Genomic DNA, 18,972 nt, shown 5'->3' with positions numbered 1-18,972 from the left:
CCAGCGCTTCCGTCGTCTCCCGGAAGTGAGGAGTTCGGCCGCACTGTCCACGGGCGATCTGCTGAACGTCCCCACGCTCGTGATGGGGAGGATGTCAAGACTTCGCGTACAGGGCCTGCCAGTAGTGGCTCCACGGGGTTCCCCAGCCGTCCGCGACGAGTCGCCAGTCGTCGCCGGGCCGGTAGACCTCGACGAAACGCTTGGACTGGGCCTGGACCGCCTCGCTGTCGTGGATGTCGATGATCTCGCGGAGCAGACCGGATTCGAGGGCCTGCCGGACCACGGCCTGCCCCTCGTAGTGTCCGTCCAGGTCCGGGTCCAGGTACTTGCCGACCGGGTTCTTCGTGTAGAAGTGCGTGGTGATGTCGTCGATGAGGGACAGGTAGTTCCGGACCGTGTTCGCGGGCATCTCGGCGAACGAGTCGATGTTGACGCACAGGTCGAAGGGCTCACCGCCGGAGAGGGTGTCCACCTCGTCGATCCCCAGGAACCTGATCTTCTCGAACTGCTCGCCGCTCAGGACGGTGCGCAGATACTCACGGGAGAGCCTCAGGCAGTTCTCCAGGTCGATGATGAGGTATTCCGCGACATCGTGGTTCGACAGGATGGTGTGGCAGGACCGGCCGTATCCGGTGCCGATCTCCAGGATCCGGGCGCCGTCCATTTTCACGGATCGTGCCATGAAATCGAGCTCAAGAACCGCCTGCAGATAGTCCAGGCAGATCGACTCGCCCTTCAGGGTGACCGCGATGGGCTCTCCCACCTGGCGGTTCCGGATCCGGAGCAGGCACTCCCAGTTTTCCGGCGACAGCTGGCGGCCAAGGTTGTGGATGAGCGTCTTCAGATATCTCTGCCCGTTGACCTCTGGGTTCCAGAGTGCGATTTTGTAGTTTATCTGGCTGGATTTGAAACGGCTCAGATCGGGGGCGTCGCCCAGTGTGAGATTAGTCTTGTTGATATGTGCCCACTGGGGGCTCTGGCCATATTTATGGCTCATTTTCTGCTCTTTCTCAGGGGGGCGACTCACGCTACGCGGGGCGTCACCCCACGTTCGCACGAGTATCGCGCACCGAGCGTGGTCGCGCCTAGATCGCTTCCCGGCTCACTCGGGGACGGGAACCCCGGCGTTCCGGGGCTCTCTGGAGCGGGCGGCGGCGTTCGCCGATCCCGGTGTCGACGCTGATCGCGGTGCCGGTGTCGATCGCGGTGCCGGTGTTGATTGCGGCCCCGGTGCCGACCGTGGTCCCGACATTGATCGCGGTTCCGGCGCCGATCGCGGTTCCGGCGCCGATCGCGGGTGCGATCCTGACAGGGGGTTGCCGGTGGCGCGGCTGAACGCCCAGGTCGGTACGGGGGTGTTACCTGTACGACGGCGGGATGTACTCACAGTTCCACGAGTTGTTGTCAATAAATTTATCCGATTGTGACATATCAACTATAAGATCACGTTTCATGATCACGAACCTCCCTGTGTCGGGCGGACCATCGGCTTGGCCGTGACGTGGGAATCCGGTCGTCGAGGTGCCGACCGGGTGGTTACGCACGGTTGCCCGCTGACACGGTGGGGCTCGGTGAGCTAGGAATGGTGTCGCTGAACAAGACGCTCGCTGACCGGTTCGGAACGTGAAGGAATTCGGGATTGTCGATGCTTTTGCCGTTGGGTCGCCGAGTTTTCCGTGGTGCCGGACCCGATGAAACCGCCAGTTCTCCACGAATAGCAGGCCGCCCGCTCCGTTCTCCCACCACAGCCCCGTCGAGAACGACCCCCGTCTGAAGATTCCACGAAGTGGGGGAGTGGTTCACATCAAATGGACGCGCATCACTCTGCCGCTGTGCAAGACCCGGGTCGCCAGACTAAACGAGGATGTAGTAAATGCTGGCATCGCAGCATCGCAGCGTACTTGATGTCTTGAAGGGGTTGCTCGCCGAGAGCAGCGCGGGAAACGGCCGGTTGGTGTTGGTCAGCGGGGGGCTGGCGAGCGGGAAGACCGAGTTGCTGCACGAGTTCTCGCGGGTCGCGGCCGATTCCGGCGCGTTGCTGCTCAGCGCCACCGGGTCCGTGGGGGAGAACACCCTCCAGGCGGGCATGATCGACCAGTTGTTCCACGGCGCGGGGCTGCCGCCGGAGGTCTCGGACCAGGTGTCACGGCTGATCCGGCGGCACACCGTGACGACCGACGCCACCCGGCAGGCGGAGGCCGAGGTCGTCCGCGAGATCGGCGATGTCCTGCTGGAGCTGTCCAGGGAGCGCCCGGTGGTCATCGGCGTCGACGCCGTCCATCTCGTGGACGGCCTCTCGCTCCGGCTGCTCCTCTATCTGTGCCGCAGGATAAGCTCCGCCCGCATTCTGCTGATCATGAACGAGTGGGATCTGCCGCAGTCCACGATCCCGTCCTTCTACGCCGAGGTCACCCGGGGGTTCCATCGCCGGATCTGGCTGACCCCGCTCTCGGCCTGCGACATCGCCGAGGTGCTGCCCGCACCGGTGGATCCGGCTCTCGCCACCGCACTCCACCGGCTGAGCGGTGGGAACCCGATGCTGGTCAACGCCCTGATCGATGATCACCACGCCGATCCGGGCGGCAGGACCGCCGCCGACGGTACGGCGCGGCCGGCGGTCGGGGTGGCGTACGCCCAGGCAGTGATGGCGTGTCTGCACCGGTGGGAGCCGGAACTGCTCGGGGTGGCCCGGGCACTGGCGGTCCTGGGGGAGCCGAGCTCCGCCGGGCTGACCGGCGGCCTGGCGAAGATCAACCCGAAGGCCGCCGAGCGGGCGGTGGAGGCCATGACCGAGGCGGGCCTGCTGGCCGGCGGCTGGTTCCGGCACCCGGTGGCCGCCGCGGCGGTGCTGGACGGCATCGGTGCCGAGGAGCGTTCGTGCCTGCACGTTCGCGCGGCCGGGCTGCTGTACCGGCGAGGGATGTCCACCACGAAGATCGCGGCGCATTTCGTCGCCGCGGACAGGGCGCCGGAGGACTGGGCGACCGGGGTGCTGCGGGACGCGGCCGAGCAGGCGCTGGCCGGCAACGAGGTGGCCGTGGCCGTGCAGTGCCTGGAGCTGGCCCTGCGCTCGGTCCGCGACGAGGGCGAGCGTCTGGCGATAACGAAGGTGCTGGTCCGGGCGCTGTGGCGGGTCAACCCCTCGGCGGCCGCGCTGCATCTGCCGCTGCTGCGGGAGGCCCTGCAGCAGGGCTGCCTGTTCGGCCAGGACGCGGCGGCCGTGGTGCGGCACTCGCTGTGGAACGGCGACGTGCAGACGGCGTCGAGGGCGATGGAGGCGCTGACCGCGACCCCCGATCTGCTGAACGTCCAGACCGCCGCCGAGCTCCACCTCACCTACCAGTGGTTCTACGGGACGTCGCGGGGTCCGCACGGGAGGTTCGACACCGCCTCCGCCTGGGGCGACGAGGCCCGGAGGATGACCACGATCTGGACGCACGGCGACAACGAGGCGGCGCTGGTGAGCGCCGAGAACATCCTGCAGAGCTGCCGGCTCGGCGAGACCACCCTGGAGGTGGTGGCCATCGCCATGCTGACCCTGATGTACGGGGGCAGGATGGAGCGGGCCATCCACTGGTGTGACGAGCTGATCGACGAGGCGGTCCGCAGCGGCACGCTCACCTGGCAGGCCGTGCTCGGCGCCGTCCGGGCCGATATCGCGCTGCGGCAGGGGGAGGTGGTGGTCGCCGCGGCCAGGGCGCAGGCCGCCCTGGAGCTGATGCAGGTGCAGAGCTGGGGCATCCTGATCGGCTACCCGAGGACGACGCTGCTGCTGGCCAACACGGCGATGGGGCGGTACCAGGAGGGAGCCGAACTGCTGCAGCAGCGGGTGCCCGACGAGATGTTCGCGACCCTGATCGGCCTGCTCTACCTGCACGCGCGCGGTCACTACTATCTGGCCACCGATCGGGTGCTCGCCGCGATCAGCGACTTCCAGACCTGCGGCAGGCTCATGCAGGACTGGGAGCTCGACCGGCCGATGCTGGTCCCCTGGCGCAGCGATCTGGCCGAGGCGAATCTCCGGCTCAGCCGCTGGGGGGTGGCCCGCGACCTGGTGGGGGAGCAGATCGACCGGCTGAAACCCATCGACCTGCGGACCCGGGGCATCTCCCTGCTGATCCTGGCCGCCGCCAGCGGGCTCGCGCAGCGCCCCGCGCTGCTGCGCGAGGCGGTGGACTGCCTGCGGACGGCGGGCGACCGGCTGCTGCTGTCCCGGGCGCTGACCGATCTGGGCGCGGCCCTCCAGCAACTCGGTGAGAGCGACGAGGCCCAGCCGCTGAACTGCCGGGCGATGCGGGAGGCCGCGATCTGCTACTCCGGCGTGCTGCCCCTGCGGCTCAGCCGGAGCTGGAGCACCGGCCCCGTCCTGCCGGACCCAGGGGAGACCGCCGAGGAGAGCAACCCGCTGGCGCTCAGCGACTCGGAGTGCAGGGTGGCGGAGCTGGCCGCGCTCGGGCACACCAACCGGGAGATAAGCCGGACGCTGCACATCACGGTGAGCACCGTCGAACAGCATCTGACCCGCGTCTACCGGAAACTGGGCGTGAAGAGCCGGGCCGATCTGCCTCCGGAACTCGCGCCCCCCGACCGGCGGGCGTCCGCCGGACCGCCCGAGGCGGGATCGAGAGCCAAGTCGGGCATGCGCGGAATCGCAAAGTGAACAGTCCGCCCAATCCCAGGAGTCATCTATGCCAGTCACGTCGTCGTGCCGGATCTGCTCGGGCACGGTTCGCGAGTTCCTCGATTTCGGAAGGCAGCCTCTCTCCGACGCGTTCGTGACGCCGGAGGACTTCGACCGGGAGTTCTTCTTCACCCTCGCCGTGGGGATCTGTGAATCGTGCACGATGGTGCAGCTCATGGAGGAGGTGCCGCGTGACCGCATGTTCCACGAGAGCTATCCGTACCTCTCCTCGGGCTCGGCCGTCATGCGCGAGCACTTCCAGGCCGTCGCCAAGCGTTTCCTGGCCACCGAGTTCACCGGCCCCGACCCGTTCATCGTCGAGCTCGGCTCGAACGACGGCACCATGCTCCAGGTGATCGCCGAGTCGGGCGTCCGCCACCTGGGGGTGGAGCCGTCCGGCGGGGTGGCGGATCTGGCCGCGGCCAAGGGCGTCCAGGTGCGCAAGGACTTCTTCGAGGAGGAGACCGCCGCCGACATCCTCGCCGACGAGGGACCGGCCGACGTCATCTACGCCGCCAACACCCTGTGCCACATCCCGTACATGGAGTCGATCCTCCGCGGGGTCGACACGCTGCTGGCGCACGCAGGGATCTTCGTGTTCGAGGACCCGTACTTCGCCGACATCCTGGAGCGCACGTCGTTCGACCAGATCTACGACGAGCACTTCTTCTTCTTCACGGTCCGCTCGGTCCAGGAGATGGCGCGGAGATTCGGATTCGAGCTCGTCGACGCGGAGAGGCTCTCCGTGCACGGCGGCGAGGTCCGCTACACCCTGGCGCGTCCGGGGGCGAGACCGGTGAGTCAGGCGGTGACCGACCTGCTGGCCGAGGAGAGCGCGGCCGGGGTCACCGATCCGGCGACGCTGGAGGGCTTCGCCTCCCGGGTCGGGCTCATCCGCGAGCGGTTGCCGGCGCTGCTGGGCGAGCTGCGGGAGCGGGGTGAGCGGGTCGTCGGATACGGTGCCACCGCCAAGAGCGCGACGGTGACGAACTACTGCGGCATCGGCCCGGAGCTGGTCCCCTTCGTCTGTGACACGACCGCGGGCAAGCAGGGCAGGCTCACACCGGGGGCGCACATCCCGGTACGGAGCCCCGAGGCGTTCTGTGACCCCTACCCGGCGTACGCGCTGCTCTTCGCCTGGAACCACGCGCAGGAGATCATGGAGAAGGAGAAGGAGTTCCGCGAGGCGGGCGGCAAGTGGATCCTCTACGTTCCCGAGGTGCGCGTTGTCTGACCGGCCGCTGGTCGTGGTCCTGGGCGCCTCGGGTTTCGTGGGCTCCGCCCTGGTGGCGGAGCTGGTCCGGCGGGACGTCCGGCTGAGGCTGGTGGCGCGGAGGCCCGCCGTGGTCCCCCCGGGCCACGCGGCTGAGGCCGAGGTCGAGGTTCGTACCGCGGATCTCACCGTCGCGGGTCAGGTCGCCGAGGCGATCGCCGGTGCGGACGCGGTGATCAACCTGCTGCTCTACACCGGCGGCGGCGGGACCTGGCGGGCGGCGGAGGACGAGTCGCCGGGGGAGCGGGTGAACGTCGGCGTGGTACGCGACATCGTCACGGCCATCCGGGCGGAACGCCGGGACGGCCCACCCCCCGTGGTCCTCTTCCCCGGATCGACCTCCCAGGTCGGCCCGCGGGCGGAGGCCAGGATCGACGGCACCGAACCGGACGCCCCGGTGACCGCCTACGACCGGCAGAAGCTGGCCGCCGAGCGGGAGCTGAAGGCCGCCACAAAGGAGGGCCTGCTGCGCGGGGTCACGCTCCGGCTCGGCACGGTGTTCGGCGGCCGGGTCTCCCCGACCGCCACCGACCGGGGGGTGGTGACCACCATGGCGCGCCGCGCGCTGGCGGGTGAGCCGCTGACCGTGTGGAACGACGGAACGGCCGAGCGCGACCTGCTCTACGTCGAGGACGTGGCCGGCGCCTTCCTGGCCGCGCTCGACCACGCCGACTCCCTCGCGGGCCGGCACTGGCTCATCGGTACCGGCGGCGGTCGCAGCGTGCGCGACATCTTCACGACCATCGCGGAGACCGTGGCCGCCCGAACCGGGGCGCCCGCGGTCCCGGTCGTCTCGGTGCCGGCGCCGCCGGACGCCACCGGTATGGACTTCCACAGCGTCGTCGCCGACCCGGTCGCCTTCCACACGGTCACCGGATGGCAGGCCCGGGTGCCGTTCCGCGAGGCGCTGGAGCGCACCGTCTCCTCGCTGACCTGTGAGGACGGGGTGCCGGACGGTCCGCCGCCCTGACGAGGTTCTCGGCGACCCCTATCTTGCGCGCGGGCGACCCCTACCTGGTTGACCCCGCACCGGCGGTCCGAGCATGCTGGACCGCACTCCGTGACCGTCCGTCATCCTCGACCGATTGGTGACTGCTGTGACCGAACACCCCCCGGCGGCGCGGCCGTAATGGAATCCCGCGCGCTCGCCGTCACCGGCGCTTTCGAATTCACTCCCGAGGTGTTCCCCGACGAGCGGGGTCTCTTCGTCTCCCCGTTCCAGGAGGCGGCGTTCGTCGAGGCGGTCGGACACCCGCTCTTCCCGGTCGCGCAGACCAGCCAGAGCGGTTCCGTACGCGGCGTGCTCCGCGGGATCCACTTCACCCTCGCTCCGCCGGGGACCGCCAAGTACGTGCACTGCACACGGGGGAGCGCACTGGACATCGTCGTCGATCTCCGGGTCGGCTCCCCGACGTTCGGCGTGTGGGACCAGGTGATGCTGACCGGTGAGAGCTTCCGCTCGGTGTACCTCCCGCCGGGGCTCGGCCACGCCTTCGTCGCGCTTGAGGACGACACCGTGATGTCTTACCTGCTCTCGCAGCGGTACCGGAAGGAGAACGAGTTGGCGCTCTCGGCCTTCGACCCGGAGCTCGGGCTGCGGCTGCCCGAGGGACTGGCGCTGATCCAGTCGGAGCGGGACCGGGAGGCGCCCACGCTGGCGAAGGCGCGGGCGCTCGGCATGCTGCCCGACCACAAGGAGTGCCTGCGGATCGAGGACACCTTCCGGCAGGTGTGACGACGGCGTGCGGGAGCCGGTCGCGGCCCGGGGGGCGGCTCTGGGCCCAGGGGCGGGGAGCAGTTCTGGGCTCAGGGGAGCCCCGTCTGGGTTCAGGGGAGCTGCTCTGGGCTCGGAGGAGCCCCGAGCCACAGCCATAGGAAGTCGCGGCCATAAAAAGCCGTGACCGTAGGAAGTCGCGGCCATAAAAAGTCGCGGCCATCGGAAGATGAAAATTCGTATTAAAGGAGCCAGCATGGCCGTACCCTCCCGGCGGCAGACTCGTTCACCGTTGCAGGTGCGGCTCGCGGAATCCGTGCTCTCCCCGGGAGGGTGGTTCGCGACACTCGACGAGTTCCACCGGTGGCTGTCCGAGGCGGCGAACCGTACGTACATGAACGTGCGGAAGGTCCCGTTGACCGGGCTGTCCGGCTGGGAGGTGGAGCGGCACACCGGCAACATCCGGCACCGGACGGGAAAGTTCTTCAGCGTCGAGGGCCTGGATGTCCACGTTCCCGATCGACCTGTCTCCCACTGGTCACAGCCGATCATCAACCAGCCGGAGATCGGCATCCTGGGCATCCTGGTCAAGGAGATCGACGGAGTCCTGCACTGCCTCATGCAGGCCAAGCACGAACCGGGCAACCACAACGGCCTGCAGCTCTCTCCCACCGTGCAGGCCACCCGGAGCAACTACACCCGGGTGCACCGGGGCAGGCCGGTCCCCTATCTGGACTACTTCCTCGACACCTCCGGCCACGAGGTGATCGCGGACATCCGCCAGTCCGAGCAGGGCGCCTGGTTCTACCGGAAACGCAACCGGAACATGGTCGTCGAGATCGCCGGGGAGATCGAGGTCGCCGACGGCTTCTGCTGGCTGACCCTCGGCCAGCTGCACACTCTGATGTCGGTGCCGGATCTGGTGAACATGGACGCGCGGACCGTACTGGCCTGCATGCCGTTCTCAGGAGCCGAGCTGACCTCGGTGCTGGCCACGGCACTGGCTACGGCGCCGGCTACGGCGCCGGCCGCAGCACTGGCTATGACACCGGCCGCGGCGTCGGCCGCAGCACTGGCTATGACACCGGCCGCGGCGTCGGCCGCAGCACTGGCTATGACACAGGCCGCGACGCTGGCCACGGCACCGGCCGCGACGCCGGCGGGTGAGGCGGACGGCGAGTTCCGTGCCGCGCTCGTCCGCTCCTGCGATCCGGGCGAGGCCGGTCCGCACACCATGGGGGAGGTGCTGAGCTGGATCACCGACATGCGCACCAGGACCGACCCGCAGGTCAGGCTGATCCCCCTCGACGAGGTGCGGGGATGGCGGCGGACGGACGAGCTGATCTCCCACGAGACCGGCCGCTACTTCGACGTCGTCGGGGTGAGCGTGGAGGCGGGCGGGCGCGAGGTCGGCCGCTGGGACCAGCCCATGATCGAACCCTTCGGGACCGGGGTCATCGCGTTCCTGGTCGGGGAGATCGACGGGGTGCTGCACGCCCTGGTGCACGCGCGGGTCGAGCCGGGCTACGCCGACGTGGTGGAGCTGGGGCCGACCGTGCAGTGCACCCCGGAGAACTACGACCACCTGCCCGCCGGGGCGCGCCCGCCCTTTCTCGACGAGGTGCTGGAGGCCGGCCCTGAGCGCGTCCGGTTCGAGACGATCCTGTCGGAGGAGGGCGGGCGCTTCCACAACGCCCGCAACCGCTATCTCATCGTGCACACCGACGGGGCCGCCGGGATCGACCATCCCGAGTACCGCTGGCTGAGCGTGTCCCAGCTCGGGGAGCTGCTGCGGCACAGCTTCTACCTCAACATCCAGGCGCGCAGTCTCCTGTTCTGCCTGACGAGCCTGACGGGCCTGACGGGCCTGACGGGCCTGACGGGCCTGACGAGGCTGATCAGCCTGACTACAACGACGCCAGCACCTCTCGCAGCGCGCTGATCACCCTGTCCTGGACGTCGCCGGGCAGTGACGGGTACATCGGAAGCGAGAAGATCTCACCGGCCAGCTTCTCGGTGACGGGCAGGCTGCCCCTGCCGTAGCCGAGGTGGGCGAACCCGGTCATGGTGTGGACCGGCCACGGGTAGCTGATGTTCAGCTGGATGTCGTACGCCTTCAGCGCCTCGATGATGTCGTCGCGGCGAGGATGGCGCACCACGTAGACGTAGTAGACGTGGTCGTTGCCCTCGGCGAGCGCGGGAAGGACGAGTTCGGTGTCGCCGAGGCCGTCGGCGTAGCGGGCCGCCACGGCGCGCCGGTCGGCGATGTACCGGTCGAGCCGGCCCAGCTTGCGGCGCAGGATCTCGGCCTGCAACTCGTCCAGCCTGCTGTTGTGGCCGGGGGTCTCGACGACGTAGTAGGTCTTCTCCATGCCGTAGTAGCGCAGCCTGCGCAGGTTCCGCTCGACCTCGTCGTCGGAGGTGAGCGTCGCGCCGCCGTCCCCGTAGGCGCCGAGCACCTTGGTCGGGTAGAAGGAGAACCCGGCCGCCTTCCCCATCGATCCCGCGACGCGCCCGTGGTGGCGGGCGCCGTGCGCCTGTGCGCAGTCCTCGAAGATCATCAGGTCGTGCCTGGCCGCGAGCCGCTCCAGCGGCTCCATCTCGACGCACTGGCCGTACAGGTGGACCGGCAGCAGGCACCGGGTCCGCTCGGTGACGGCGGCCTCCACCTGGGCGGTGTCCATCAGGTGGTTCTCCGGGTGCACGTCCACGAAGACCGGCCTCGCGCCGATGGCGTCGATCGCGACCACCGTCGGCGCCGCGGTGTTGGAGACCGTGATCACCTCGTCGCCGGGGCCGACCCCCACGGCCTGCAACCCCAGCTTGATCGCGTTGGTGCCGTTGTCGACGCCGACGCAGTGCCCCACCCCGTGGTAGCCGGCGAACTCCGCCTCGAAGGAGCGGACACTTTCGCCGAGGACCAGCTGCCCTGACCGGAACACCGTCTCGACGGCGTCCATGATGTCCTTCTGCTCGTTGTCGTATTCCAGCAGATAGTCCCAGACACGCGTGGTCATGGCAGTCCCTTTCTCGAAGGCTCGGCCCAGCATAATGATCCACGAGAAGCGGGGGGAGCCCCCTGCCCCGGTGCCGTGAGGCGGTGGCGTCCGAAGGCCGATCAGTTCGACTGCCCGGCGTACAACGCCTCCTGACAAGGTCTAGGCGGGCACCACGATGGGAGTTCCGGCGACCGGGTCGGGGACGATCAGGCAGGAGAGGCCGAACACCTTCTCGACCAGTTCGGCGGTGACCACCGCGGTCGGGGGCCCCTCGGCGACGACGGCGCCGTCGGCCATGGCGATGATGTGATCGCAGAAGCGGCAGGCGAGGTTGAGGTCGTGCAGCACCGCGACGATGGTCTTGCCGGACTCGGCGTTGAGCCTGCGCAACAGCCGTAGCAACTCCACCTGATGGTTGATGTCCAAGAACGTGGTGGGTTCGTCGAGCAGCAGCAGGTCGGTGTCCTGGGCCAGCGCCATGGCGACCCAGACCCGCTGCCGCTGTCCGCCGGAGAGCGCGCGCAGCGGGCGGTCGAGCAGGCCGGCCGTGTCGGTCGCGGCCAGCGCCCGGGTCACCGCCTCATGGTCACGGTCGGTCCACCGGCGAAACCAGCCCTGGTGCGGGTAGCGGCCGCGGGAGACCAGGTCGGCGACCGTGATGCCGTCGGGCGCCACGGGGGTCTGCGGCAGCAGGCCGAGCATCTTGGCCACGTCGAGAGTGCTCAGTTCGGTGAGCGTCCTGTCGTCGAGATACACGGCTCCCCGGCGTGGCTTGAGGAGCCGGGCCAGGCCGCGCAGCAGCGTCGACTTGCCGCAGGCGTTGGCGCCGACGATCGCGGTGATCTTTCCGTCGAGTATGGAGACGTCGAGATCGGTGATGACAGCTCGATCGTCGTAGCCCAGGGACAGGCCTTCGGCGCGAAGACGGCTCATCCGCCTGCTCCTTGTCGGTTCGTGGTGGCGAGCAGCCACAACAGGTACGGCGCGCCGACCGCGCCGGTGACCACACCGGTGGGCAGCGCTGCCGGCAGCAGATGCACGGCGACCAGGTCGGCGGTCAGCAGGACCACCGCCCCCACCAGGGCCGCGGCGACCACGCCGCCGGTGGCGGGGCCCAGCAGCCGATTGGCGATCGGTCCCGCGACGAGCGCGACGAAGACGAGGGGCCCGGCCGCCGCGACGGCCAGCGCGACCAGGACCACGGCGGTGGCCAGCAGACCGGCGCGGGCGAGCTCGGTGGTCACGCCCAGTCCTCGCGCGGCGTCGTCGCCGAGTTCGAGCGCGCGAAGCTGCCGTTGCAGCAGCATGGCCAGGGGCAGCAGGACGACCAGTGCGCCGAGCAGGAGCCGCAGCTCGGTGTCGCCGGCCTGCCCGACCGAGCCGGTCAGCCAGTGAATCGCCTGGCGCGCCTCGAACAGCTGGGCGCGGGTCAGCACGAACCCGGTGAAGCCCTCGAAGCAGGCCGCCACGCCGATGCCGATCAGGATGAAGCGGTAGCCGCTCACGCCGTCGCGCCAGGCGAGCAGATACATCAGCAGCGCGGCCACGACGGCCCCGCCCAGCGCGAGCCCGGCTATGGCGATTCCGCTGACGTTCAGGAACACGATGCCGGTGACCGCGGCCAGACTGGCGCCGGCGGAGATGCCCACGAAGTCGGGTGAGGCGAGGGGATTGCGGAGCAGGTGCTGGAAGATCGTCCCGGACGCGCCGAGGGCGAGCCCGACCGAAAGCGCGGTCGCGGCGGTCGGGAGCCGCAGGCCCAGGACGACGAAGTCGAGGCTCGGGTCGTCGATCGTGCCCAGCAACGACCCGATCACCTCGGCGGCGGAGAGACGGAAACTGCCCACCATCATGGTCACCACGAACAGGGTGGCGACGGTCGCGGCCAACGCGAAGGTCACCACCACGATCCGGGCCGTACGGCGGCGCCGGGTGGCGCGGACGGCGTCGGAGACGGTCATGGAGGCGTCGTGAGCCGTGGTCATGCCGGTCACACCTCCGACAGCCGGCCGTAGCGCACGATCACGACGAAGACCGGCGCGCCGAGCACCCCGAGGACCACGCCGGCCTGTAGTTCCCCGGGGGCGCCCGCGACCCGGCCGAGCACGTCGGCCAGCAGCAGCACGATCGGCGCCAGCAGCATCGAGTACGGCAGGATCCATCGGTGGTCCGGACCGCAGAGCACCCGCGCGAGGTGCGGCACCACCAGTCCGATGAAGACGATCGGCCCGCAGGCCGCCGTGGCCGCGCCGGCGAGTATCGCGACGACCCCGAAGGCGACGGCTCTGGTGAGGCCGACCCGCCGGCCGAGCACTCGCGCGACGTCCTCGCCGAGCGCGAGCCCGTTGAGCGCCCTGCCCAGGCACAGTGCCGCGACCAGGCCCGCGAGCAGGAACGGCGCGACCCCGGTCAGGATCGGCGCGTACCGGCCGGCGAGCGACCCGACCTGCCAGAAACGCAGCTCGTTCAGTGCGTCGACGTTGGTCATGATGATGCCCGAGGTGACGGAGCCGAGGCCGGCGGTGACCGCTGCGCCGGCCAGGGCCAGTTTGACGGGGGTGGCACCTTCGCGGCCCAGCGACGCGATCGCGTACACCAGCAGGGTCGCGACGATCGCGCCCGCGAAGGCGAACCATATGTACACGCCCACGCCCCGGATTCCCAGAACCGTGAACGCGAAGACCACGAGGACGGCCGCGCCGGAGTTGATCCCCATGATCCCGGCATCGGCCAGCGGATTGCGCGTGACGCCCTGCAGGATCGCGCCTGCGAGGCCCAGGGCGGCACCCACCAGGATGCCCAGGAGCGTGCGCGGCACGCGCAGCTCCAGGGTCACCGTACTGGTGATCGACTCATCGGCGTCGAGGCCGCCCAATGCCCGCAGAACGTCGGGCAGCCCGATGTCACGCGAGCCGAGGGTCACGCTGAGGAACGCCACCGCGGCGAGCAGGACGCAGAGCGCGGCGAGCCCGAGCCCGAGGACCGGGGCCCGCCGTAGTGAAAGCGTGCTGGACATCAAAAGGGGTCAGTCGCCGAGGTTCTCGTCAGCGACCTTGATCGCTTCGGTGAGCTTGTCCACCTCGGTGGCGAAATCGCCGAACGTGTGCAGCCAGTACGCCGGCCAGGCCGCCACCGCACCGGCCTTGGCCGCCTTGATCTTGAACCAGGTGGGCTGTTTCTTGCCCCACTCGGCGTTGACCGTGGGCGTGAAGGACCTGCCGTCCCACAAGATCAGGTCCGGCTGGTACTTGTCGGCGTTCTCCCAGCTGAGGTTCTCCCAGTACGGGAAACCCGGGTCCGGCTTGGCCGGATTGATCACCTTCAGGCCCCAGCGCTGGAAGTCCAGCAGTTCGGGCGCGTACTCGGGGTTGGCGACGTACAGCTTGTCGTCGGCGGGCGACATGCCGAGGACCGTCAGTCCGGGCTTGCCCGCGACCGCCGCCTTGAACTTCTCGACGGACTCTTCGAAACGCTTCTTGTTCGCGGCGATCTCGGGAGCGTCCACCTTGGCGCCCAGGCTCTTGGCGAGGCTCTCGTACCCCTCGGCCAGGTCCTCGATGGACTTGCCCTGAGCGACGCCCACCACCGGAGCCAGCTCGGCGAGCTTCTTGCTCTTCTCGTCGACCCCTTCCTCCAGGCCGCTGTGCGCCTTCTCCGCCGGCCACCAGTCCGCGACGATCAGATCCGGCCGCAACGCGGCCGCCTTTTCCACGTCGATCTTCCCCCACTCCTGGCCGAGGATCTCGATCCCGGAAAGGTCGAGGCTCTTCAGGTTGAGGTCGGTCTTGATCGACTCGTCGGCGTAGATGCCGACCGGTTTGATGCCGAATGACATCAGCGCGGCCGCCTCACCCGCGTGCGCGATGATCCGGGTAGGGATCTTGTCGGTCTTGACCGTCTCACCGGAGCCGTCGGTGAACGACCACGAGCTGGAGGACGAGGGCTGTGTGTTCGGGGAATTCTGTGTGTCCGGGGAGCTCTGTGTGTCCGGGGAGTTCTGCGCACCGCAACCGATGAGCACAGGGCCCAACGCCGCCACGACGAGAACCCGACGCAACGTGCGCATGCGGTGTTCCTATCTTGCAAAGGTAAACTTGCTACCAAGTTAGGTTAGCCTATCCAAATTTTCAACCCCTGGGCGGTGTAGCCGATCTCACCTTTCCCGCCGGATGCCTTCTGCCCACGCGGTTCGGGCCGGGCGTGACCCCGGATGGGTCTCCCGGGGCGTGTTCGCCCGCATCAGCCGTCGAGAAGCACGGCGACGGCCGGGTCTACCGGCGCGACTCCCAGGCCTTCCAGAGGTGGGCGTAACGGCCCCCGGCGGCGACCAGCCGTTCGTGGGGCCCCTCCTCGACGATCCGCCCGTGTTCCAGGACGACGACGCGATCGGCGGAGACGGCCTGGGTCAGGCGGTGCGCCACGATCAGGGTGGTCCTGCCGCGGGTGGCCGCGGCGGCCGAGTCCTCCAGCACGCGCGCGCCCAGGCTGCCCGCCTCCGCGGTGGCCTCGTCCAGTACGGCGACGGCCGGGTCGGCCAGTACCAGGCGGGCCAGGGCGAGCTGCTGCGCCTGGGCGGGGGACACCTCGTGGCCGCCCTCCCCGACCACGGTGTCGAGGCCCTCGGGCAACGCCTGTGCCCAGGCCAGCGCCCCGACCACCTCCAGCGCCGAGGTGACCTGCTCGGCCGTCGCCCCGGGGCGGGCCAGGCGCAGGTCCTCGACGAGGGGGCCGGCGAAGACGTGGGTCTCCTGCGTGATGATCGCGACGTGTCCGCGCAGCCTCGCGGTGTCCAGCGAGGAGGGCGCGACCCCGCCGATCAGCACGCTGCCGCCGCTCGGGCGCAGCGACCCGGCCGCGATGGCGGCCAGGGTCGATTTGCCCGCGCCCGTCGAGCCGACCAGGGCCACCCGGGCCCCGGCGGGGATGCGCAGGGTAACGCCGTGCAGGACCTCGGTGGAGCCGTCGTAGCCGAAGCGTACGTCGACCAGGTCGAGTGAGGCGTCGGCCGGTGACGCTCCCCCCTCGGGTTCCGGGTCGGACTCCAGCTGGACGACGCCGACCAGCCTGGCCAGGCTCGCCCCGGCCGCCTGCACCTCGTCGAAGACGAACAGCAACATGCCGATCGGGTTGAACAGCCGGTGGAACAGCACGGCCGCGGCGGCGGCCTCGCCGACGGTGACGGCGTCCGCGCGGACCAGCAGGAAGCCGGCGACCAGAATGGTGGTCAGACCGAAGAACTCGGCCCTGTTGACCCTGCCCACGAAACGGGTGAACAGGTCCAGCACCCCCACCGACACCTCCCTTGAGTCGTGTGAGGCGGCCTCGATGGCGCGCAGGTGACCTTCCTCCACGCGGTAGGCGTGGACCGTGCGCACGCCCTGCATGCTCTCCACCAGCCGCTGTGACGAGCGTGCGACCGCGGTGCGCTGTTTCGCGTAGTAAGGGGCGGCCCGGGGGAGATACCAGCGCAGCGCCAGCGCGTACAGCGGCACCGAGACGGCTCCGGCCAGGCCGAGCCGCCAGTCGAGGCCGACCATCGCGGCCAGGCTCAGGGTGCCGAGCAGGACTGAGGCGATCACGCCGGGGACGACGTCGGAGACGGCCTTGGTGACCTCGGCGGCGTCCGCGCTGACGCGCGACAGCAGGTCGCCCTTGCCCGCGCGTTCCAGCCTGGCGAGCGGGAGTGTGAGGGCGCGGGCGACCGTACGCTCGCGAAGGACGGCCAGGATCCGGCCTCCCAGCCTGGCCACCAGATAGGACGTCAGCCCGGTGGCCGCGCCGCCGACGAGAGCCGACAGCGCGATGGCCACGGCGACCGCGACGATCACCGTGCTGCCCGACTGCTCGAGCACGCGGTCGACGAGGATGCCCATCACGTACGCGGGGATGACCGACGCCGTCGCGCCGAGCACGCCCACGAGCAGCGTCACGACCACCGTGCCACGGCGCTCGCGCAGGTGGGCGCGCAACCAGCGCCAGGTCTCGCCGCCGCTCGCCACCGGCAGCAGGTCCCGTTCCGGTGGCGCGCTCATCGCTGTACCGCCCGCCTGTAGTCGTCGTCGGTGGCGCCCAGGTCGGCGTGTGATCCCTTGGCGACCACCTTGCCGCCGTCCAGCACGAACACCCGGTCGGTGGCGGCGAGCAGGGCGGGACTGCTGGTCACGACCACGGTGGTGAAGGTGCCGCCGCCCTCGGGGTGGCGCAGGGAGCGCAGGCCCCAGGCGATGCCCTGTTCGGTGACCGCGTCCACGGCCGTGGTCGGGTCGTGCAGCACCAGGATCGGGGGGCGGGCCAGCAGTGCCCTGGCCAGGGCCACTCGCTGGCGCTGGCCGCCCGACAGGCTCGCCCCCCGCTCCACCACCTGGCGTTCCAGGCCGTCGGGATGGGCGGCGACCACGTCGTCGGCTGCTGAGGCGGCCAGGACCGTCGCGAGCTCCTCGGGGTTTCCCGGCCGGCCGCCTACGGCCAGGTTGGTGGCGAGGGTGCCTTCGAACAGGTCGGTATGGTGGGGTTCGACGAGGATCCGGCCGCCGACCCGCACGCTTCCGCTGTACTCGGCAGGGTTCACCCGCCCGGACAGCACCCGCACCAGCGCGTCGGCATCGGCGGGGCGGTGGGCCATGACCCCGACGAACTCTCCTGGCCCGGCCACCAGGTTCAGCCCGGCGAGCGCGTCGTAGCTCACCCCGGACACCTCCAGCCCGCCCGGCCCGCCGTCCGGCGGGCCCGCCTCGCCGGTGTCGGCATTGAGGTCGGCATTGAGGTCGGTGTTGATGTCGGTGTTGAGGTCGGTGTCGGCGGGCAGCAGCACGGGCGCGCCGGCCACGCGCGCCACCCGGTCGGCCGAGGCGCGCGCCTCGGCCACCCAGCCGGGCACCATCGTCAGCGTGCCCACGGGTTCCATCAGGAACTGCGCCAGCCCGATCACCGTCAGGAACTCGCCGGCAGAGATCTGGCCGCGCAACGCGAACCACCCGGCGAGCACCGCGACCCCGCACGCCAGCAGCGCACCACCCGTGCCGGAGACGGCCGTGTAGATCGCCTGGGTACGGCCGGCCCGCAGCGCGGCCGCCAGCGAGAGCCGGCTGATCCGCGCGTACCGTTGGGAGGCCGCCGCCTCGGCGCCGATGCCCCGCAGCGGTCGCACGCCGCTGACCAGGTCGGTCGCCAGCGCCGCGGCCTGACCGGCCAGCTCCTGCTGGGCGGCGACGTGCCGGGTGATGTACGGCGTGCCGACGTGCAGCGCCAGCAGTGTCAAAGGCGTGGCCACCAGGACGGCCACGCCGAGGGGCGTGTCGATGAGCAGCAGCGTCACGGCGCACACCGCTGCCGCGACCAGCGCCCCGACCGCGCGTGGCAGGTAGTCCAGGAGTTCGGAGGTGTTGTCGGCGTCGTTGGAGGAGATCGTCAGCAGTTCGCCCGCGCGCAGGTCGGTGTCCAGACCGCGCGGGTCGATGATCTTCGCGGCGAACTCCAGGCGCAACAGATGGGCCTCGTGGGCGATGGCGCGCATGAGGGTCCGCGCGCCGTAGCGGTAGGCCAGGCTCAGGACGGTGAACAGCGCGGCCAGCGCGGTCAGCCACCACAGCAGCGATCCGGTGTCGCCCAGGCCGATCGCGCGGTCGACGATCACACCGATGAGGATCGGCACGCTCGCCTCGCACACCTGGTGCAGGCTGGTCAGCAGGGTGCCCGCGCTCAGGCGCGCGGCGTTACGCCTCATGGTCCTGCGCAGGATGCTCGCCCCGGTCACGCGCGCGCCTTTCCGGCCGGCAGCCATGCGAAACAGACTCCGCCCAGGCTCACGGTCACCACCCCCACCGGTGGTTCTGTCGGAGAGAGCCGACGGTCCCGGTGCCGAGGGCGAGGCTCGGCGCACACGCGGCGACCGGCATGCCCAGGCAGGCCCGGAGCCACCCTGTACGGTGCGTGGGTAGGACTGGGGACGCCGGGGGCATGGGGGGTTCTTTCATGGCGGCTCTGGACGGATGGGCGGATGGCTCACCCGGAATGGATAGGTTAGCCTATCCTAATTAGGGGAGCCTAGCCGGGTCCGGTCGATTTCGACAAGCCAGATATCCCGCGGCCGGGGGGCACGATATCGGATCAAGATGTCATGACCGGCTGTACGCCGAACCCGATCGCCGTTGGCCCACTCGCCGTCGGCCCACTCGATCGTCTTGCCGTCCGTGATCGTGGAGCATGCGAGGAACGCGAAGTCCGCGCCGGGATCGCGGAGGCCGGCGGGCCGGCGGCGGAATGGATGCCCTTCTTCGTCAATCATCGAGGCTAGGGGTGCCCCTAA

14 protein-coding genes are annotated in these 18,972 nt (G+C 69.9%); 6 read left to right on the top strand and 8 right to left on the bottom strand.

Annotation, left to right across the window (positions count from 1 at the left end; genetic code table 11):
- Positions 1 to 94: 94 nt before the first annotated feature.
- Entirely contained in the window at positions 95 to 997 is a 903-nt protein-coding gene (locus OIE13_RS19580) for a putative sugar O-methyltransferase (RefSeq protein WP_326637744.1), read from the bottom strand.
- A 173-nt stretch (positions 998 to 1,170) separates the two neighbouring features.
- Between OIE13_RS19580 and OIE13_RS19575 the strand changes: the two genes are divergently transcribed.
- From OIE13_RS19575 to OIE13_RS19550, 6 genes are all read left to right on the top strand, one after another.
- Positions 1,171 to 1,335 carry a hypothetical protein gene (locus OIE13_RS19575; protein WP_326828505.1) on the top strand — a complete coding sequence of 55 codons (165 nt, stop codon included), beginning with the start codon at positions 1,171 to 1,173 and terminating at the stop codon, positions 1,333 to 1,335.
- Positions 1,336 to 1,873: 538 nt separating this feature from the next.
- Positions 1,874 to 4,660, top strand: coding sequence for a LuxR C-terminal-related transcriptional regulator (locus OIE13_RS19570; protein ID WP_326828504.1), 2,787 nt, complete (start codon positions 1,874 to 1,876; stop codon positions 4,658 to 4,660).
- A 28-nt stretch (positions 4,661 to 4,688) separates the two neighbouring features.
- The gene (locus tag OIE13_RS19565; RefSeq protein ID WP_326637750.1) at positions 4,689 to 5,915 is read left to right on the top strand and encodes a class I SAM-dependent methyltransferase; all 1,227 of its coding nucleotides are present in this window, start codon (positions 4,689 to 4,691) and stop codon (positions 5,913 to 5,915) included.
- Entirely contained in the window at positions 5,908 to 6,924 is a 1,017-nt protein-coding gene (locus tag OIE13_RS19560; RefSeq protein WP_326637751.1) for an NAD-dependent epimerase/dehydratase family protein, read from the top strand. The genes OIE13_RS19565 and OIE13_RS19560 overlap by 8 nt, the downstream gene beginning before the upstream one ends.
- Before the next feature lie 159 nt (positions 6,925 to 7,083).
- On the top strand, positions 7,084 to 7,689 hold the full coding sequence (locus OIE13_RS19555) for a dTDP-4-dehydrorhamnose 3,5-epimerase family protein (RefSeq protein WP_326637753.1): 606 nt from the start codon (positions 7,084 to 7,086) through the stop codon (positions 7,687 to 7,689).
- 235 nt (positions 7,690 to 7,924) lie between these two features.
- Entirely contained in the window at positions 7,925 to 9,610 is a 1,686-nt protein-coding gene (locus OIE13_RS19550; protein ID WP_326828503.1) for an NDP-hexose 2,3-dehydratase family protein, read from the top strand.
- On the opposite strand, the gene OIE13_RS19545 is transcribed toward OIE13_RS19550, so the two are convergent.
- From OIE13_RS19545 to OIE13_RS19515, 7 genes are all read right to left on the bottom strand, one after another.
- The gene (locus tag OIE13_RS19545; RefSeq protein WP_326637757.1) at positions 9,576 to 10,685 is read right to left on the bottom strand and encodes a DegT/DnrJ/EryC1/StrS family aminotransferase; all 1,110 of its coding nucleotides are present in this window, start codon (positions 10,683 to 10,685) and stop codon (positions 9,576 to 9,578) included. The genes OIE13_RS19550 and OIE13_RS19545 overlap by 35 nt on opposite strands.
- A 141-nt stretch (positions 10,686 to 10,826) precedes the next feature.
- A complete protein-coding gene (locus OIE13_RS19540; protein WP_326637758.1) occupies positions 10,827 to 11,600 on the bottom strand; it encodes an ABC transporter ATP-binding protein in 774 nt (257 codons plus the stop codon).
- Entirely contained in the window at positions 11,597 to 12,652 is a 1,056-nt protein-coding gene (locus OIE13_RS19535) for a FecCD family ABC transporter permease (protein ID WP_326828502.1), read from the bottom strand. The genes OIE13_RS19540 and OIE13_RS19535 overlap by 4 nt, the downstream gene beginning before the upstream one ends.
- A 5-nt stretch (positions 12,653 to 12,657) precedes the next feature.
- Positions 12,658 to 13,683, bottom strand: coding sequence for a FecCD family ABC transporter permease (locus OIE13_RS19530; RefSeq protein ID WP_326828501.1), 1,026 nt, complete (start codon positions 13,681 to 13,683; stop codon positions 12,658 to 12,660).
- A gap of 9 nt (positions 13,684 to 13,692) precedes the next feature.
- Positions 13,693 to 14,733, bottom strand: a complete 1,041-nt coding sequence (locus OIE13_RS19525; protein WP_326637761.1) for an ABC transporter substrate-binding protein — start codon at positions 14,731 to 14,733, stop codon at positions 13,693 to 13,695.
- A 205-nt stretch (positions 14,734 to 14,938) separates the two neighbouring features.
- Positions 14,939 to 16,699, bottom strand: coding sequence for an ABC transporter ATP-binding protein (locus OIE13_RS19520; protein WP_326637763.1), 1,761 nt, complete (start codon positions 16,697 to 16,699; stop codon positions 14,939 to 14,941).
- The gene (locus OIE13_RS19515; protein WP_326828500.1) at positions 16,696 to 18,420 is read right to left on the bottom strand and encodes an ABC transporter ATP-binding protein; all 1,725 of its coding nucleotides are present in this window, start codon (positions 18,418 to 18,420) and stop codon (positions 16,696 to 16,698) included. The genes OIE13_RS19520 and OIE13_RS19515 overlap by 4 nt, the downstream gene beginning before the upstream one ends.
- Between the last annotated feature and the right edge of the window lie 552 nt (positions 18,421 to 18,972).

This window comes from Streptosporangium sp. NBC_01810, assembly GCF_035917355.1.
Taxonomy (GTDB): domain Bacteria; phylum Actinomycetota; class Actinomycetes; order Streptosporangiales; family Streptosporangiaceae; genus Streptosporangium.
Note: the sequence above shows the minus strand (reverse complement) of the source record. Positions and strands in the feature narration are given on the sequence as shown.

Excerpts from the sequence above, each read along its gene's own strand:
- OIE13_RS19555 (WP_326637753.1), top strand. The coding sequence starts at position 7,084 with ATGGAATCCCGCGCGCTCGCCGTCACCGGCGCTTTCGAATTCACTCCC.
- OIE13_RS19565 (WP_326637750.1), top strand. The coding sequence starts at position 4,689 with ATGCCAGTCACGTCGTCGTGCCGGATCTGCTCGGGCACGGTTCGCGAG.
- OIE13_RS19530 (WP_326828501.1), bottom strand. The coding sequence starts at position 13,683 with ATGTCCAGCACGCTTTCACTACGGCGGGCCCCGGTCCTCGGGCTCGGG.
- OIE13_RS19535 (WP_326828502.1), bottom strand. The coding sequence starts at position 12,652 with ATGACCACGGCTCACGACGCCTCCATGACCGTCTCCGACGCCGTCCGC.
- OIE13_RS19580 (WP_326637744.1), bottom strand. The coding sequence starts at position 997 with ATGAGCCATAAATATGGCCAGAGCCCCCAGTGGGCACATATCAACAAG.
- OIE13_RS19525 (WP_326637761.1), bottom strand. The coding sequence starts at position 14,733 with ATGCGCACGTTGCGTCGGGTTCTCGTCGTGGCGGCGTTGGGCCCTGTG.
- OIE13_RS19520 (WP_326637763.1), bottom strand. The coding sequence starts at position 16,699 with ATGAGCGCGCCACCGGAACGGGACCTGCTGCCGGTGGCGAGCGGCGGC.
- OIE13_RS19545 (WP_326637757.1), bottom strand. The coding sequence starts at position 10,685 with ATGACCACGCGTGTCTGGGACTATCTGCTGGAATACGACAACGAGCAG.
- OIE13_RS19550 (WP_326828503.1), top strand. The coding sequence starts at position 7,925 with ATGGCCGTACCCTCCCGGCGGCAGACTCGTTCACCGTTGCAGGTGCGG.
- OIE13_RS19540 (WP_326637758.1), bottom strand. The coding sequence starts at position 11,600 with ATGAGCCGTCTTCGCGCCGAAGGCCTGTCCCTGGGCTACGACGATCGA.
- OIE13_RS19570 (WP_326828504.1), top strand. The coding sequence starts at position 1,874 with ATGCTGGCATCGCAGCATCGCAGCGTACTTGATGTCTTGAAGGGGTTG.